We start from the raw sequence: 16,311 nt of genomic DNA on the forward strand, positions 1-16,311 counted from the left end.
GCTCATTCTAAAAAACATAACACATATTATATATGGAGGTGACCATGATGGTATGGTACGACATTGTATTCAGGTTAGTTATAGCAATTATTGTAGGAGCTTGCATTGGAATGGAAAGACAATGGAGACACCGAATGGCTGGGTTACGGACAAATGCTCTCGTATCACTTGGTGCCTGTATATTTGTTTTATTATCCGTCATGCTTGATCATGATGCTAGCCCATCCCGCATTGCTGCTCAAGTCGTTAGTGGTATTGGATTTTTAGGGGGTGGCGTTATTATCCGCGATGGTTTTAGTATTAGAGGGCTAAATACAGCAGCTACTTTATGGTGTGCAGCTGCTGTCGGTACTCTTACAGGCGCCGGTTTCCTCGTTGCAGCTATATTAGGTGCAGCCGGCGTGTTACTAGCAAATATACTTCTTCGCCCAATTGCTCTTTTTATGAATAAAAAATCAAAAGAAGAATCACCAGAACAAACGAACTACTTACTTTCCCTTACTTGTTCAGAAGAAAATGAAGCACATATTCGTTTTTTACTTATGCATATGGTAAGTACAGAAGGAATCGGTTTAAAAGAGTTGTATAGTGAAGACGTAGATTCTAATCAAAAGGTGTGTATACAGGCTACATTACATTGCAAGACAAATGCGGCTATCTTAATTGAAAAAATAGTAAGTAGAATGCTATTAGAATCTGGCGTTACTGGAGCTGGATGGAAGACTTCTTTAAATTTAGAAGCGAGTTAACTAGGAAAGGTGTCATGATTTTACTACTTCATGACACCTTCTACATAAACTTATTTTCTAACTTTTGTTGAAACGACTTCTCTTGCTTACGTAGTAGTTGACTACCTCGTTGTAAAATCGGTGTTCCATACTTATCGTTAATTTGATCAATGACAGCAAGTAGTGGTTCTTTTTTCGCATCCTCTTCAAATGAAAATAAATCTAATTGTTTCACCGATTCTGTCTTCCACTCTATTTCAGTAGCTGTAACACCTAGTAAACGAACGGAATCACCATCCCAATGTTGCTTCCATAAACGGGATGCTGCTTGAAAAATATCGCGTTCTTCCCAAATTGCATTTTTCAATTGCTTACTCCGTGTTACTGTTCGCCTATCATGGTATTTAATCATAATTTGAATATTATAACTGACAAGGGTTCGCTTTTGTAATCTTTTACTCACTGATTTTGATAACCGTTCTAACATATCAAGTAATTCTTTCTCTTCATCCATATCCTTTGAAAAAGTCATCGAGTTACCGACACTTTTATGTTGGCCCATTTGACTCGGATCCACTTCCCTATCATCCGTACCTTTTGCACGCTTTTGTAAATCAATACCGTGCTTGCCAATTTTAGCGCGAATGATATGCTCGTCTCCCTTCGCTAACTGTTCAATTGTATGTATATGAATTTCATTTAATTTTTCAGCTGTTTTTTCTCCAATCCCATGCATTGCTTCAACTGAAAGTGGCCAAATCATTTCTGGAATATCACGTTTTCGAAGTACGGTAATACCGAGAGGTTTTTTCATATCAGAAGCTGTTTTTGCTAGGAAAAGATTTGGAGCGATTCCGATACTACACGGAAGCTGCAACTCTGTTAATAGTGCTTGTTGAATCATCTTTGCTATTTCAAGAGGCGAACCAAGTGCGTAGCAATCTGTAATATCTAAATATCCTTCATCTATTGAGACTGGTTGTATCTTTTCTGTAAAACGAGAAAGGACTTGAAACATTTGAAATGAAGCTTCGCGATATAATGTGAAATTAGGACGCCTTACAACTAATTGCGGGCATAACCTTTTCGCTTCCCAAAGGGGCATCGTCGTACGTATTCCGTATTCTCTCGCCTCATAACTACATGTTATAATAATTCCTTTTCTCTCTTTTTCATTTCCAGCAACCGCTAATGGCTTTCCTTGTAATGATGGATCATGAGCAATTTCAACAGATGCGAAAAAGCAATTCATATCTACATGTAAAATAACACGACCATTTTTCGGATACATTTCTCGCATAGTACTCACTCCCTAATCAGAACGTTCGTTCTTTTATTATATCAAATTTTGCACAATAGTTATAATAATTACTTGTTCTTTTTTATAATCGATATAAATCGAAACTTTAATCAACTCTCACTAATCGGACTTTTACGGGCAGCAGGGCCCCCACCTAACTTCTTTACTTTCGCTGAATTTTGAGGTAGTGGTCTTACTGTCCGGCAAATAGCGGGATAAACTCAACTATACATTCCCTGTAGTTATATTAATCATTGCAATTAATTATTTACTACTTCCGATTTTCAATATGAATACGTTAAGGTTATTCCCTCGTCTAGTACATGTAGCAACAACGTATATACTTCCATAGTTTTTCTTATATTCGCTTATACGTCTTGTCAAAGCAATCGAATCAAAATAAAAAGCGTGTAAATCATAATTGATTTACACGCTTTTTATTTTCCATTACTTCGCTACTTCTTCAATAATTGCAACAACTAATTCTGCTGTTTTTGCTAATTCTTCAACAGGAATCTTCTCGTTTGTTGTATGAATTTCTTCATAACCAACCGCTAAGTTAACTGTTGGGATACCATGTCCTGCAATTACGTTTGCATCACTTCCGCCACCACTTTGGTGAAGAGAAGGTGTACGACCAATTTTTTCAGCTGCACGTTTTGCAACTTCTACAACGTGATCGCCATCAGCAAATTTAAATCCTGGGTACATAACGTTTACTTCAACGTCTGCATGACCGCCCATTTCTTTTGCAGTTGTTTCAAATGCTTCTTTCATTTTCGCAACTTGCGCTTCCATTTTCTCATTAATTAAAGAACGAGCTTCTGCAAAGATTTGTACATGATCGCAAACGATATTCGTTTGTGTACCACCTTCAAAACGTCCAATATTTGCAGTCGTTTCAGAGTCAATGCGACCAAGTGGCATCTTCGCAATTGCTTTCGCTGCGATAGTAATTGCAGATACACCTTTCTCCGGCGCTACACCAGCGTGAGCTGTTTTCCCGCGAATAATTGCGTTCACTTTCGCTTGTGTTGGAGCTGCAACAACGATTTCACCAACTTTTCCATCGCTATCTAATGCGTAGCCATATTTCGCTGTAATACGCTCACGGTCTAATGCTTTTGCACCAACAAGACCTGATTCTTCTCCGACTGTAATAATAAATTCTATTTTACCATGAGGGATATTTTTCTCTTTTAAAACACGGATTGCTTCGAACATTGATGCTAATCCAGCTTTATCATCCGCACCTAAAATTGTTGTACCATCTGATACGATATATCCATCTTTAATAGAAGGCTTAATTCCATTACCAGGAACTACTGTATCCATATGAGAAGTAAAGTAAATTGTATCAACACCATCTTTTGTTGCTGGTAAAGTACAAATTAAGTTACCTGCCCCATGACCAGTTACAGCCATTGTGTCATCTTCAAATACTTCTACACCTAAATCTGTAAATTTCTTCGTTAATACTTTGCAGATTTCTGCTTCAAATTTCGTTTCAGAATCTACTTGTACTAATTCCATAAATTCATTTACTAAACGTTCTTGATTAATCATAAGACTGCGCCTCCTGCACTACCATTATGTATGTAACACTATTAATTATAACAGAATTTCGCAAAAGTTTCGAAATACAAGACAAAAAACAGATGGTTTACATGTCTAGATAACCATCTGCTTTCTATTACTCATTTAACAATACCCAGCGCATATGATCTTCCCACACGCCATTTACCATTAACATCTTCCTAGACACGCCTTCATATTGAAAACCTATCTTCGTTACTACTTGTATAGATGCTAAATTACGAGGCATAATCGGAGCTTCTATACGATGTAACTGAAATTCCCCAAAAGCAACTTGAATTGCTTTTCTAAGCGCTTCTGTCGTATACCCTTTGTTTAACTCTGCTTTATCTAATTTATAACTGAGGACACAAGATTGATAAATGCCACGAACGATTAAATTAAATGAAATACACCCAATTATTTTCGTATCATCACCCTTTTTAAAAATCCATAGTCTGATGATTTTCCCTTCTTCGAACTCTTTTCTATCCTTTTGCAACTTTTTCTTTTGATAATCTAGCGTAAAAAAATCATCCGGTCTATACTCTTCCCAAGCTTTTAAAAATTCACGATTTCTGTCGTAATATTGAAGAACTGTTTCAGCATACGACTCATCAATTTCCCTTAAGTATAAACGATCTGTTTCGTATATTTTCATCATCGTATCTCCATTCTTCAGCTTGCCCAACTAAAAATTAACAATATACCCTTTTACTATATTCTCTATACACACTCAAATTTCCTGTTATATTTTGCAATCCCCTCCCGAATTTTGTCCTCACTCTCCCCTTGTCCATAATTTCATTTCTCGTTACAATGAAATTGTACTGATTTGCAAGGAGGTATAACGATGCATAAAAAAGCTCAAAAAGTTATGGTTTATGTGATGCTGATTTCTATGCTTGTAACAACATTACTTGCTGGCGCGAGTATGTTTTGGTAAAAAGGGCGATGTGTTCGTCCTTTTTTTACTTTTTACACATGACAAAATAAACCATCTCGACATCGAGATGGTTTATTTTATATAAAACACAATCGCTACAATACTAAAGGAAAATGACATTACAAGTGCTATTACAAAACTTGTATATTGTTTCTGCTGAAATGCTCCAATAACAAAAGTTAGATTAAGTAATGCCATACATACAATCGCTACAAGATAAGAACATATATTAAAAGTTGCCAATATGAATGTAATAACAAATAGAAATCCCATAAAAAACTGCATATACGAAAGTTTTGGATTCAAGTACATATGAGCAACCCCTTTATCTAATTTTATCTTTCTATATTCTCATTAACGCACGGTTATGTACACATGTCAAGACAACTTATTATAATAGAAAAAGCCAACCTTTTCGTTGGCTTTTTCATATGCAACGGCTCCTTTTTCTTTTGCCAATTGCTGAAATGATTTTTTCGATTTCACAATCCATACTTTCGTTCCAATTGGAATGCGATCAAACAAATATTCCACATCGTTTTTCTTCATTCTTATACACCCTTGTGAAATATACTTTCCAATTGAACTCGGTTGGTTTGTTCCATGTATTCCATATTTACTTCCATCAGTTCCTCTTGCATTAAATCCAATCCACCTTGACCCAAGTGGATTTTTTGGCGACCCACCTGGAATATCCTTCGCAATATAATACGGATCCTTCGCTTTCATTACAACATCAAAAGTTCCTTCTGGAGTTAATTCATTCGTTTTCCCTGTCGCTACTGGAAAAACCTTTTGAATCTTTCCATCGTCAATGTAAGCTAATTTATTCGTTGCTTTATTTACAATAATAAAAGGATCTCCGGCACGTGGATTATCCCCAAGAGGCCAAATCGGCGATAAAGAAAGACATAATATGATAGAGAGAAGATACGGCATAGATAATTCCTACCTTCTATATAAGTTCTTTTATATTATCCTTTCCCTTAAAGCGACTTTTAATGAGTAAATATTGTTCCATTTCATACACAAGTTGAACAAGTTTCGCACGTATCTCAAATTCTTCGCGTGTAGCTGGTAATGGCATGTCTCTAAATAATTCCCTCATTTCTTGAAGCTGCCTTAAGGAAATAACGCCAGTACTCTCAGGGCTAATAGCATTACCAATGTTTTCAACAACATCTGCAATCATATCAGCTTGTTCATATGTCCATGATAAAGAAGCTGCTAGTGGTATCATTCGCTCTAAAATTTCGAATTGTTGCATACGCATATTAAAATAACGATAGTAATAATCATCTTCTCGCATAAATGCATTCTCAAGTTTTTTAAACGATAAATCTCTTGCTTCATTTAACATATTCTCGGTTTCAATGAGTTCTGCCCCACTCCAACTACTTTCTCGATTTCGTAAATACACAACCATTTCAAACAAAATCGTTTTAAAATTGCTCTCTATTTTATCCTGATACTCTTTTAGCTTATTTTCACTACTCGGCATATACATATTTACTAATAACGCCACGCTAATCCCTATCGTTAATATAGCAATTTCATTTCCAACTATAAGCCATGTAATTTGCTTCAATGAATATAGATGCATAACAATAACTGAACTCGTGACAATGCCTTCTTGAATTTTAAGCATTACTGCAGTCGGAATAAATGTAAGTAACAATATGCTAATTGCAAGTGGTGTATAGCCGATCGTTTCAAAAATACAAAACGCGAATACCATTGATAATACACACGCTAGAAAACGATGTAACGACACTTGAAGCGATTTGCGCTTCGTATTTTGTACACATAAAATAACTAAAATACCTGCTGAACTATAAAATTCCAACCCTAATAACTGAGCAATAAAAACTGCCGCGCCTGTCCCTATTGCTGTTTTTACTGTACGGTATCCAATTTTAAACATATCATTACTCCTATATGTATAAACGTATTTACAGCTAGTATAAAAAAAGGATGACACAATGTCATCCTTTTCTACTTATTATTCACATAACCTTTTCATATTACAATATTTTTTGTAAAAATTGTTGCGCACGTTCACTTTTCGGCGCTGCAAAAAATTCTTCTGGCGCACTATCTTCTACAAGCTTTCCTCCGTCCAAGAAAAGAACACGATCTGCCACTTCTTTTGCAAAGCCCATTTCATGTGTAACGATAGCCATCGTCATTCCTGTCGTAACTAACGATTTCATAACTTCTAACACTTCTTTCACCATCTCTGGATCTAGCGCCGATGTCGGTTCATCAAATAACATAACTTCGGGTTCCATTGCTAACGCTCTTGCAATTGCTACACGTTGCTTTTGTCCTCCCGAAAGACGATTTGGATACGTATCTTTTTTATCTACTAGTCCAACCTTTTCTAAAAGTTTCTCAGCTTTCTTTTCAGCTTCTTGCTTCGTTACCCCTTTTACATTGGTAGGAGCATACGTAATATTTTCTAATACAGTCATATGAGGAAATAAGTGAAAATGTTGAAATACCATACCGACATTTTCACGAACATGCATAACATTCGTTTTCGGATTCGTTACTTCTTCCGTTCCAATCCAAATGTGACCATCCGTTGGTGCTTCTAACATATTCATACAACGTAAAAACGTTGATTTTCCTGATCCAGAAGGTCCTATAATTGCAACTACTTCCCCTTTTTCAATCGTTGTTGTAATTCCTTTTAATACTTCGTTTTTACCAAATGATTTATGAAGGTTTTCAATTTTAATCACTTTTCTTCATTCTCCCTTCAATTGCCTTCCCGACTAATGTAAGAATAATGACTAACATATAATAAATCAGTCCAACAAAAAGTAATGGTTCAAGATATTTAAATGTCTCACCGCCTACGATGTAAGCACGACGCATTAAATCAGTCGCGCCTATTACTGTTACTACAGCCGATTCTTTCGTAAGTGTCGCAAATTCGTTCACAAGCGCTGGTAATATATTTTTTAATGCTTGAGGGAAAATAATATTTCTCATCATTTTTCCGTATGGTACCCCTAAAGCCATTGCTGCTTCTGTTTGTCCTTTATCAACCGCTTGAATACCAGCACGAATTACTTCTGACATGTATGCACCTGAATTCAAGCTAAATGCAAGTACAGCAGCTAAGAATGCTGGTATTTCATAACCAATTATTTGCGGGACACCGAAATAAATAATCATTAATTGCAATACAAGGGGCGTACCACGAAAAATTGATGTATAAAAATCTGCTGCTATATTTAATGCTCGTATTCTAGCAATTTTACAAAGTGCTAATAGCGTTCCTAAAATAAATCCTGCTAGAGCTGATACTGCTACAATTTTCAAAGTAACTTCTAAACCTTTTAGTATATATGGTATCGAAGGCGTAATCGCCGAAAAATCTAAGTTCATTCTTTTCATTCCCCTCACAGAAAAGTGAAAGGCAGCTTATTTTCCGCTGCCAAACCATTTCTTCACTAATTTATCCATTTCTCCATTTTCTTGCATTTTTTTAATTACTTTATTAAATTCAGCTGTTTTATCACTGTTTTTCGGAAGGGCAATTGCTGCTCCAACTTCTTCTGGCGCTTCTTTAATTTCAATTCCTTGTAAATCTTTCATTTTCTCTAAATAATTTTTAGCAACTGTGTCTTCTATAATTGCAGCGTCAAAACGACCAGCTTTAATTTCTTGTACGATTTCTGGTATACGATCACGTCCCTCAACTTGGAAATCTACTTGTTTTTTAAATTCTGCTGCTTTCTCTTCTTGAATAGACCCTGTTTGTACTCCTACTTTTTTCCCTTTTAAATCCTCTACAGATTTAATGTTAGAATCCTTTTTAGAAACGACCATATTTTTCGCAACAAAATAAATATCTGTAAAATCAACATTATTTTTACGCTCTGCAGTTGGCGTCATGCCTGCCATTACGAAATCAACTTTTCCTGAACTAAGAGATGCTAATAAACCACCAAAATCCATATCTTTCACTTTCACTTCATACCCAAGTTCTTTTCCGATATATTTAGCAACATCAACATCAAAGCCGATAATTTCATCGCTCTTTGACGCATCTACGTATTCATATGGTTTATAATCTGCTGAAGTTCCCATTACGAGTACTTTCTTATTTCCTTTTGTTTCTTTCGATTCCCCATTACTACAAGCGCTGAACATACTTAAAATTAAAATAAGTGCAAACGATATTGATACTAACTTCTTCATCTTTCTTCCCCCTAATAATGTATATTTAAAAGTTTAATAGAATATTTATTCGATGTTTGTATTGTATCAGCACTTTTATTTTTATGCAATATATAAAATAAAAATAAATAACAAAACAATATAAATGCTATTTTTTATGTATAAAATGATGCATAAAATAACACAACTATGCATATTCCATAAATTTTAATAATAAATAAAAAAGGCGGCACATCCACTTGATTGTGGACGTGCCGCCTTTTCTCTTATTTTTTATAGTTCTTCACAATTCTCTTCAAAATATGATTGTAGTTTCGCAATAACTTGCATCGGTTCATGACCTTCAATTTCATGACGCTCTACCATCGTTACAATTTTTCCATCTTTTAATAAAGCAAATGATGGAGAAGAAGGTGGGTACCCTTCGAAATATTCACGCGCTCTTGCTGTCGCTTCTTTATCTTGACCTGCAAACACCGTTACAAGGTGGTTAGGACGTTTATCATAATGTACGGAATGCGCAGCAGCAGGACGAGCAATACCACCTGCACAACCACATACAGAGTTTACCATTACAAGTGTTGTTCCATTTCTTTTAAACGCTTCTTCTACCGCTTCTGGCGTCGTCAATTCTGTATATCCAGCAGAGACAATCTCTTCACGCGCTTGGCGGACAACATCATTCATAAAAAAGTTAAAATTAATCACTCTTTTCCCTCCTCTAAAACTACCTATTTGTATCTTACCAGTTAATGTTTATGAAATACAAGTAAGTTTACTCGGACTCAAGAAGAGAAAAGGTGGCAGAGATCCCGCTCTAACACCTTTTCTTTAAGTGACCACGATGTTTTTGCTTTGCTTTTTGTACTTTCATTAAACGTCTTCTTTCTTTTTCAGCTTCTCGCTTCTCTTTAGACTGCACTTTCTTTTCTTGTTTATGCAATTCATAAGATAAACTAATCGCCTCTTGCGCCTTAGTAAAACGTTTAATATTTATTTCTTTTGCTGCTTGTCGTATGATACGCTTTATGTTTTTAGGACGCTGTTTTTCTTTAACTTCTACACCACATTTTGCAAAGTGCTGAAAATGCTCTAAAAGTGAACCATTCACAAACATAAGCACTTCTTCATCTGACGGTTCCGCCCCAAAAATATACCTCGCCCCATACAATTTCCCTTGTTCTTTACATGTAATGATTCCAACAAAAAATTGGCCATCGTGATATACTGTCAAATCCATTGACAGCCCCTCCTTTAAAAGATTAGAAATACGGGACATCCCGGAGGGGAAGGTTACTGACATGAAATCATGCGTCTGGACTACCAACCAGAACTGTGTTTTTGTATTTCTTTCACTATGATTATATCTTTTTTTCCATAATCTTCATATATTCAGCAATCATTTTTTTATGCGATCCTACAATATAGTCAGGTAGTTCTGTTACTGAAAAGAATTTAAGCTGAACTGCTTCTTCTTTATTCATAACAAAATCCCCTTCGTATTCATCTGTATAATAGGCGGTTGTTACAGATTGAAATTCATCACCGTTTGCTAATTTTGTAAAGTAGTTCGCTCCAGAAAATACATTGATTAGTTGCAAGTTCTTCACTTTTATTCCTGTCTCTTCATATACTTCACGATAAGCTGTTTCTTCTGGTGATTCACTAAGCTCCATTAGCCCACCAGGTAGCCCCCATTTTCCGTACGGCTCTGTCCGCTGCTGCAATAAAACATATCCATTTTCATTTATAACGAGTACAACAGCACCAACTAAAATTAAAGGGCGATGACCAACTATTTTTCGTAATTCTTCTACATATCCCACCGTATCGCCTCCTTTTTCGTTGTCCACACTATTGTATCATATGTACGAAACGACAAAATGCGTATATTTTTCATTTTTTTAACAAAATATTTATTTTATGTGATTCATCTACTGTAGCTAACATAATGGATTCGACTTCTGTACTCTCCTCTAGAAATTTTCTCGCCCACGCTTCTGTTTTTCCTAATAATGCAAGAACATCTTTCTGTATCCTCCCATCCTTTACTAATACAAAAGAAACTGGAGATTTTTTTCCCGCCACTTTAAGATCAAGCCGTGAAACTGCTTCATATTCTGGATACCGAAATATAGAAACGACACCGTTCGCTTCCCATAATGCTAATTTAATCGTTTGAATATCGCTCACATTTCGCATACGAAGTTCCGAAAACAAATATTCCACGGTAATTCTCGCCTTTTTCAAATTGCTAAAATCAATGGAACCATTATGTATAAGAATGATAGGTGCTGGCTCTAAAAAACGTCTCCATCTATCCCATTTCAGCATTAAAACTGAGCTTATAATATGAAGTACAACGAGTATGAACGTTGTAATCATCGAGCCCAGTAACCCTACTTTTTCATCAGACAATGCGTTAGAAATATTCCCACCAAGCAATAACACTAATACAACATCTAAAAAACGAAGTTGTGCGATAGACCTTTGCCCCATCGCTTTCGCAACTAATATTAAAAATATGTATGCTATAATAGCCCGAATAACCCATTCACTATTAGAAAGATGCCGTGCTCCTTCAAAAATATGCATATGCATCACTTTGCACTCCTTACCCGTCTCAAACTGCTATCCTGTTTTAGTTTGCAACGTTTATGAGCATATATGTAAAAAAGCTGGTTCGTTTAAAAACGAACCAGCTTTTTTTACTTAACTGAAAACATATATTTTTTATACGTTTTCCGTACCGATAGTATGAGCCCCATCATAATCATATTCGAGAATAAGGAACTTCCCCCATACGATAAGAAAGGTAATGCAATACCTTTTACAGGCATTAATCCAACGATCATACCGATGTTTTGGAATATTTGAACTGTTAATATACCGATCGATCCAGCGCATAATAATGTACCAAATAAATTATCAGCGGAATAACCAATAATAATTGTTCGATATAGTAGTAATAGGAACAAGAAGACAACTAAGGCTGCTACGATAAATCCACCTTCTTCGGCAATTGTAGCGAAAATAAAGTCAGTATGCTTCTCTGGGATATAGACGCTTCCTCCCCCAAACCCTTTACCTTCCATTCCTCCACTACCTACAGCTAAAATCGATTGTTGCGTTTGATAACCTTGATCTGCATTTTCAAATGGATTTAACCAACCTACAATACGCGACTGTTGGTGAGGTTTTAGTAAAGTAACTAAATTATTATAGAAAAAATCTTGATACTTAAAGAAAATAAATATTAAAGCAGATAATATGGTCAACGGAATAACTGTACATAATGCTATCAATTTCTTTTGAATACCTGACATAAATAAAATACATGCAATAGCAGCAGCATATAAGAACACCATACCTGTATCAGGTTGACTATATACAACCGCCATAGGTGGAAGTGACACTAGCATAATTTTACCTACTAGCTTTAAATCTGTTTGGAATGTCCTTGCCATATACTGTGCATTATGTTTTACTGCTATACTTGCTACTACAAGTAGCAATGCAATTTTGAAAAACTCAGACGGCTGAATTTGTCCAAATACTGGGAAAACAAACCATCTTTTTGCACCTAATTTTTCAGGTGTAAAACCTGATGGTGGTAATACTTTCAAAAGAATAAGTGAAGCAAACCCGGCAATATAAAGTGGCCAAGACAATTTTTGCAATTGATCTAAGTCGATGCTTGCAACAAGAAGTAACAATACAACCCCAATTATGTAGTTAACACCTTGTTTCATAGCAAAGTTTGCAGCTCCATACTGTCCCGTTTGCTGACTGCTATATATAGCAGCTATACTCGTCACACATAGTGCACACAAAATTAAAATTAATTTTACATCTAAACTTTTTAGAAACTCGGTACTTCTTTTCATGACATCCTCCTGAAACATTGTTACGGCAAAAATAAAAAACCAGGAGTCAACATTCTTCATGTTTTGACGACTGATTACACATTATCTATAAAACACTTATATAGAATAACTCTCTTTTTCATACAATACAATATATTATACTACAGTTTCATCAGTAAGATTTGCCAAAAAAATTATTCTTTTCTTATTTTATATCCATATACCATATATCAGCAATGTATTTTCGTAAATTCCTAATACATAATCGTTTATTGTAAGATTACTGGGAAAGGTATTTATACATATAGTAGGATGTAGATGAAGAAATAAGATAATAAAAAGCTCGCATAAGCGAGCTTTTTATTAATATACAGATGTATTGTTTTCTGACATGTTTTCTAAAATTTCTTTAACACGTCCTAAGAACTTACCACAAATTAAACCATCAAGTACTCGGTGATCAAGTGATAAACATAAGTTAACCATATCACGAGCACCGAACATACCGTTATCCATAATTACTGGGCGTTTTACAATTGATTCAACTTGTAGAATAGCCGCTTGTGGGTAATTAATAATACCCATAGATTGAACAGAACCGAATGATCCTGTGTTATTAATTGTAAATGTTCCACCTTGCATTTCGTCTGCTTTTAACGATTTCGTACGTACTTTTCCTGCAAGTTCTGTAATTTCACGAGCGATACCTTTAATTGTTTTCTCGTCCGCTTGCTTAATTACTGGTACAAATAGTTCTTCCTCTGTTGCAACAGCGATAGAAAGGTTAATATCTTTCTTCTGAACAATTTTATCGCCAGCCCACATTGAATTAATTTGAGGATACTCTTTTAACGCTTGTGCTACTGCTTTTACGAAGAAAGCAAAGAACGTTAAGTTAAAGCCTTCACGCTTCTTAAAGTCACCTTTAATTGAGTTACGGTATGACACAAGGTTTGTCACATCTACTTCAATCATCATCCAAGCATGTGGTGCTTCGTGTTTACTACGTAACATGTTTGCTGCGATTGCTTTACGCACACCTGTTACTGGAATTTCGATATCTCCAGGCATTGTAGGTACAGAAACTGGTTTCGCAGCTTCTACTTTTTGCGCTACTGGTGCTGCTTTTGGTGCTTCTGGGCGAGCTTCTACTACTGCCGCTACAGCTTCCTCTTTCTTCGCCGCACCTGCTTGCGGAATATTTCCAGATTCCACTAGCTTTAAAATATCTTTACGAGTGATACGGCCGTTTGCTCCCGTACCTTCTACTAGATCTAAATCAACGTTATGCTCACCCGCAAGTTTTAACACAGCTGGTGAAAAACGTGGTTTTCCATCAGTTGGTTGTTTTACTTTCGGTGCTTTTTCAGACGTAGCTACTTCCGCCTTTGGTTCTTCTTTTGTTTTTTCCTCAACAGCTGTTGCTGCTACTTCATCTGCGCCTTCTACTTGAATCACACAAACTACTTCACCTACAGCTAACGTATCACCTTCACCAGCGATTAACTCTTTCACAATCCCCGTGAAAGAAGATGGTACTTCAGCATTTACTTTATCAGTCATTACTTCTGCAAGCGGATCATACTTGTTTACGTGATCGCCAACATTAACGAGCCATTTACTAATTGTGCCCTCTGTAACGCTCTCCCCGAGCTGAGGCATTGTAATATTTTCTACAGCCATGTATAGTCCCCCCGATTAAAATTCCGCAAGTTCACGCATTGCTTTTTCAACTTTATCTGGATTTACCATAAAGAATTTTTCCATTGTTGGTGCATATGGCATTGCTGGAACGTCTGGACCTGCAAGACGTGCGATTGGCGCATCTAAATCAAATAGACAGTTTTCAGCAATAATTGCTGCCACTTCACTCATAATGCTTCCTTCTTTATTGTCTTCTGTTACAAGAAGAACTTTACCTGTTTTAGAAGCTGCTTCAATGATTGCTTCTTTATCTAATGGATATACAGTACGTAAATCAAGAATGTGTGCAGAGATGCCATCTTGTGCTAACTTTTCAGCCGCTTGAAGAGCAAAATGAACACATAATCCGTACGTGATAACTGTAATATCATCACCTTCACGTTTTACATCTGCTTTTCCGATTGGTAATACGTAGTCATCCTCCGGCACTTCACCTTTAATTAAACGATATGCACGTTTATGTTCGAAGAATAATACTGGATCTTCATCACGAATGGCTGCTTTTAATAAGCCTTTTGCATCATATGGTGTAGAAGGGATAACGATTTTTAAACCTGGTTGGTTTGCAAACATCGCTTCTACAGATTGTGAATGATACAATGCACCGTGAACACCCCCGCCAAATGGTGCACGAATTGTAACTGGACAAGTCCAATCATTATTAGAACGATAACGAATTTTTGCTGCCTCAGAAACAATTTGGTTTACTGCTGGCATGATGAAATCAGCAAACTGCATTTCAGCGATTGGACGCATACCATACATTGCCGCACCAATTGCTACCCCAGCAATTGCAGATTCTGCAAGCGGTGCATCAAGCGCACGATCTTCACCAAATTGATCATACAAACCGTGTGTCGCTTTAAACACGCCACCTTTTTTACCAACATCTTCTCCTAAAACGAATACTTTCTCATCGCGTTCCATTTCTTCGCGCATTGCTAATGTAATAGCATCAATATAAGACATTACAGCCATGAAACGTTCCCCCCTATTCTGCGTATACGTGCTTCAATGCATCTTCAGGTGCTGCATACGGAGCATTTTCTGCATATTCTGTTGCTTCATTTACGATATGCATAATTTCGTCTAACATTTGTTTTTCCGATTCCTCAGTTAATACACCAGCTTCTTTTAAATAAGCCGCGAATGTTATAATTGAATCTTTTTTCTTTGCTTCTTCTACTTCTTCTTTATCACGATAAACACGATCATCATCGTCACTAGAATGTGCTGTTAAACGATATGATACTGTTTCAATTAAAGTTGGGCCTTCACCACGACGACCGCGATCTGCTGCTTCTTTTACAGCTTTATATACTGCAAGCGGATCGTTTCCGTCTATTGTATATCCAGGCATACCGTAACCAATCGCACGATCTGATACGTTTTTACATGCTAATTGTTTTTCAACTGGAATAGAGATTGCATATTTGTTATTTTCACACATAAAAATAACAGGTAGTTTGTGTACACCAGCAAAGTTTGCCCCTTCATGGAAGTCACCTTGGTTTGAAGAACCTTCTCCAAATGTAACGAACGTTACTAAATCTTTCTTCTCCATTTTTCCAGCTAATGCAATACCAACTGCATGTGGTACTTGCGTTGTTACTGGAGATGAACCTGTAACAATACGATTTTTCTTTTGACCGAAGTGACCAGGCATTTGACGACCACCAGAGTTTGGATCTCCAGCTTTCGCGAAAGCAGACAACATAAGCTCTTTAGCTGTCATACCAAATGTTAGTGCAACACCCATATCACGGTAGTATGGTAATGCATAATCTTTCTCTCTATCAAGAGCGAACGCCGCTCCAACTTGTGCAGCCTCTTGTCCTTGACAAGAAATTACGAATGGAATTTTACCAGCACGGTTTAATAACCACATACGTTCGTCGATTTTACGTGCAAGTAACATCGTACGGAACATTTCTAATACTTGCTCATCACTTAAGCCAAGCTCTTCATGGCGCTTTTCTTTTACTTCTGCCATTTTTC

19 protein-coding genes are annotated in these 16,311 nt (G+C 36.4%); 2 read left to right on the top strand and 17 right to left on the bottom strand.

The annotated features are described in order from the left end of the window. The first annotated feature begins 47 nt into the window (after window positions 1-47). The gene (locus BC_RS20680; protein ID WP_000262342.1) at window positions 48-749 is read left to right on the top strand and encodes an MgtC/SapB family protein; all 702 of its coding nucleotides are present in this window, start codon (window positions 48-50) and stop codon (window positions 747-749) included. Window positions 750-789: 40 nt separating this feature from the next. On the opposite strand, the gene BC_RS20685 is transcribed toward BC_RS20680, so the two are convergent. The 3 genes from BC_RS20685 to BC_RS20695 form a co-directional block, all read right to left on the bottom strand. Next, window positions 790-2,028, bottom strand: a complete 1,239-nt coding sequence (locus BC_RS20685; RefSeq protein ID WP_001208858.1) for a DNA polymerase IV — start codon at window positions 2,026-2,028, stop codon at window positions 790-792. Window positions 2,029-2,475: 447 nt separating this feature from the next. Further along, window positions 2,476-3,594, bottom strand: a complete 1,119-nt coding sequence (locus tag BC_RS20690) for a tripeptidase T (RefSeq protein WP_000609803.1) — start codon at window positions 3,592-3,594, stop codon at window positions 2,476-2,478. Window positions 3,595-3,721: 127 nt separating this feature from the next. Beyond that, entirely contained in the window at window positions 3,722-4,267 is a 546-nt protein-coding gene (locus BC_RS20695) for a GNAT family N-acetyltransferase (RefSeq protein WP_001987197.1), read from the bottom strand. 189 nt (window positions 4,268-4,456) lie between these two features. On the opposite strand from BC_RS20695, the gene prli42 reads away from it, so the two are divergent. Next, entirely contained in the window at window positions 4,457-4,549 is a 93-nt protein-coding gene (prli42, locus tag BC_RS20700; RefSeq protein ID WP_000549040.1) for a stressosome-associated protein Prli42, read from the top strand. 72 nt (window positions 4,550-4,621) lie between these two features. Here the strand turns inward: prli42 and BC_RS20705 are convergent, their stop codons facing one another. The 14 genes from BC_RS20705 to bfmBAA all read right to left on the bottom strand — a co-directional run bounded on the left by BC_RS20705 (window position 4,622) and on the right by bfmBAA (window position 16,306). Then, window positions 4,622-4,861: a DUF3894 domain-containing protein gene (locus tag BC_RS20705; RefSeq protein WP_000281167.1), complete on the bottom strand. Its 240-nt coding sequence runs from the start codon at window positions 4,859-4,861 to the stop codon at window positions 4,622-4,624. A gap of 66 nt (window positions 4,862-4,927) precedes the next feature. Beyond that, window positions 4,928-5,488, bottom strand: coding sequence for a L,D-transpeptidase (locus tag BC_RS20710; protein WP_001146566.1), 561 nt, complete (start codon window positions 5,486-5,488; stop codon window positions 4,928-4,930). A 16-nt stretch (window positions 5,489-5,504) separates the two neighbouring features. Beyond that, window positions 5,505-6,473, bottom strand: coding sequence for an aromatic acid exporter family protein (locus tag BC_RS20715; protein WP_000472671.1), 969 nt, complete (start codon window positions 6,471-6,473; stop codon window positions 5,505-5,507). A gap of 100 nt (window positions 6,474-6,573) precedes the next feature. Then, the gene (locus BC_RS20720; protein WP_000590206.1) at window positions 6,574-7,296 is read right to left on the bottom strand and encodes an amino acid ABC transporter ATP-binding protein; all 723 of its coding nucleotides are present in this window, start codon (window positions 7,294-7,296) and stop codon (window positions 6,574-6,576) included. Further along, window positions 7,289-7,948 (bottom strand): amino acid ABC transporter permease, encoded by a 660-nt coding sequence (locus tag BC_RS20725; protein WP_001046916.1) that lies wholly within the window; start codon window positions 7,946-7,948, stop codon window positions 7,289-7,291. Before BC_RS20725 ends, BC_RS20720 begins: the two co-directional genes overlap by 8 nt. Window positions 7,949-7,984: 36 nt before the next feature. After that, entirely contained in the window at window positions 7,985-8,764 is a 780-nt protein-coding gene (locus BC_RS20730) for a transporter substrate-binding domain-containing protein (RefSeq protein ID WP_000737662.1), read from the bottom strand. A gap of 252 nt (window positions 8,765-9,016) precedes the next feature. Next, window positions 9,017-9,430, bottom strand: a complete 414-nt coding sequence (locus BC_RS20735) for a BrxA/BrxB family bacilliredoxin (protein ID WP_001979317.1) — start codon at window positions 9,428-9,430, stop codon at window positions 9,017-9,019. A 130-nt stretch (window positions 9,431-9,560) separates the two neighbouring features. After that, on the bottom strand, window positions 9,561-9,983 hold the full coding sequence (locus BC_RS20740) for a YjdF family protein (RefSeq protein WP_000366600.1): 423 nt from the start codon (window positions 9,981-9,983) through the stop codon (window positions 9,561-9,563). A gap of 121 nt (window positions 9,984-10,104) precedes the next feature. After that, on the bottom strand, window positions 10,105-10,569 hold the full coding sequence (locus tag BC_RS20745; protein WP_000542549.1) for an NUDIX hydrolase: 465 nt from the start codon (window positions 10,567-10,569) through the stop codon (window positions 10,105-10,107). Window positions 10,570-10,639: 70 nt separating this feature from the next. Further along, window positions 10,640-11,344 carry a DUF421 domain-containing protein gene (locus BC_RS20750; protein WP_000550961.1) on the bottom strand — a complete coding sequence of 235 codons (705 nt, stop codon included), beginning with the start codon at window positions 11,342-11,344 and terminating at the stop codon, window positions 10,640-10,642. A 107-nt stretch (window positions 11,345-11,451) separates the two neighbouring features. Next, window positions 11,452-12,630, bottom strand: a complete 1,179-nt coding sequence (locus tag BC_RS20755) for an FtsW/RodA/SpoVE family cell cycle protein (protein ID WP_000831181.1) — start codon at window positions 12,628-12,630, stop codon at window positions 11,452-11,454. A 342-nt stretch (window positions 12,631-12,972) separates the two neighbouring features. Next, window positions 12,973-14,292, bottom strand: coding sequence for a dihydrolipoamide acetyltransferase family protein (locus BC_RS20760; protein WP_000257660.1), 1,320 nt, complete (start codon window positions 14,290-14,292; stop codon window positions 12,973-12,975). Between the two features lie 15 nt (window positions 14,293-14,307). Then, complete coding sequence (gene bfmBAB / locus BC_RS20765) at window positions 14,308-15,291, bottom strand: 3-methyl-2-oxobutanoate dehydrogenase subunit beta (RefSeq protein ID WP_000290071.1); 984 nt, start codon at window positions 15,289-15,291, stop codon at window positions 14,308-14,310. Window positions 15,292-15,304: 13 nt separating this feature from the next. Beyond that, entirely contained in the window at window positions 15,305-16,306 is a 1,002-nt protein-coding gene (gene bfmBAA / locus BC_RS20770; RefSeq protein WP_000852548.1) for a 3-methyl-2-oxobutanoate dehydrogenase subunit alpha, read from the bottom strand. Window positions 16,307-16,311: the final 5 nt, after the last annotated feature.

Origin of the sequence: Bacillus cereus ATCC 14579, from assembly GCF_000007825.1 — a bacterium.
In the GTDB taxonomy this organism is placed as follows: Bacteria; Bacillota; Bacilli; order Bacillales; family Bacillaceae_G; genus Bacillus_A; species Bacillus_A cereus.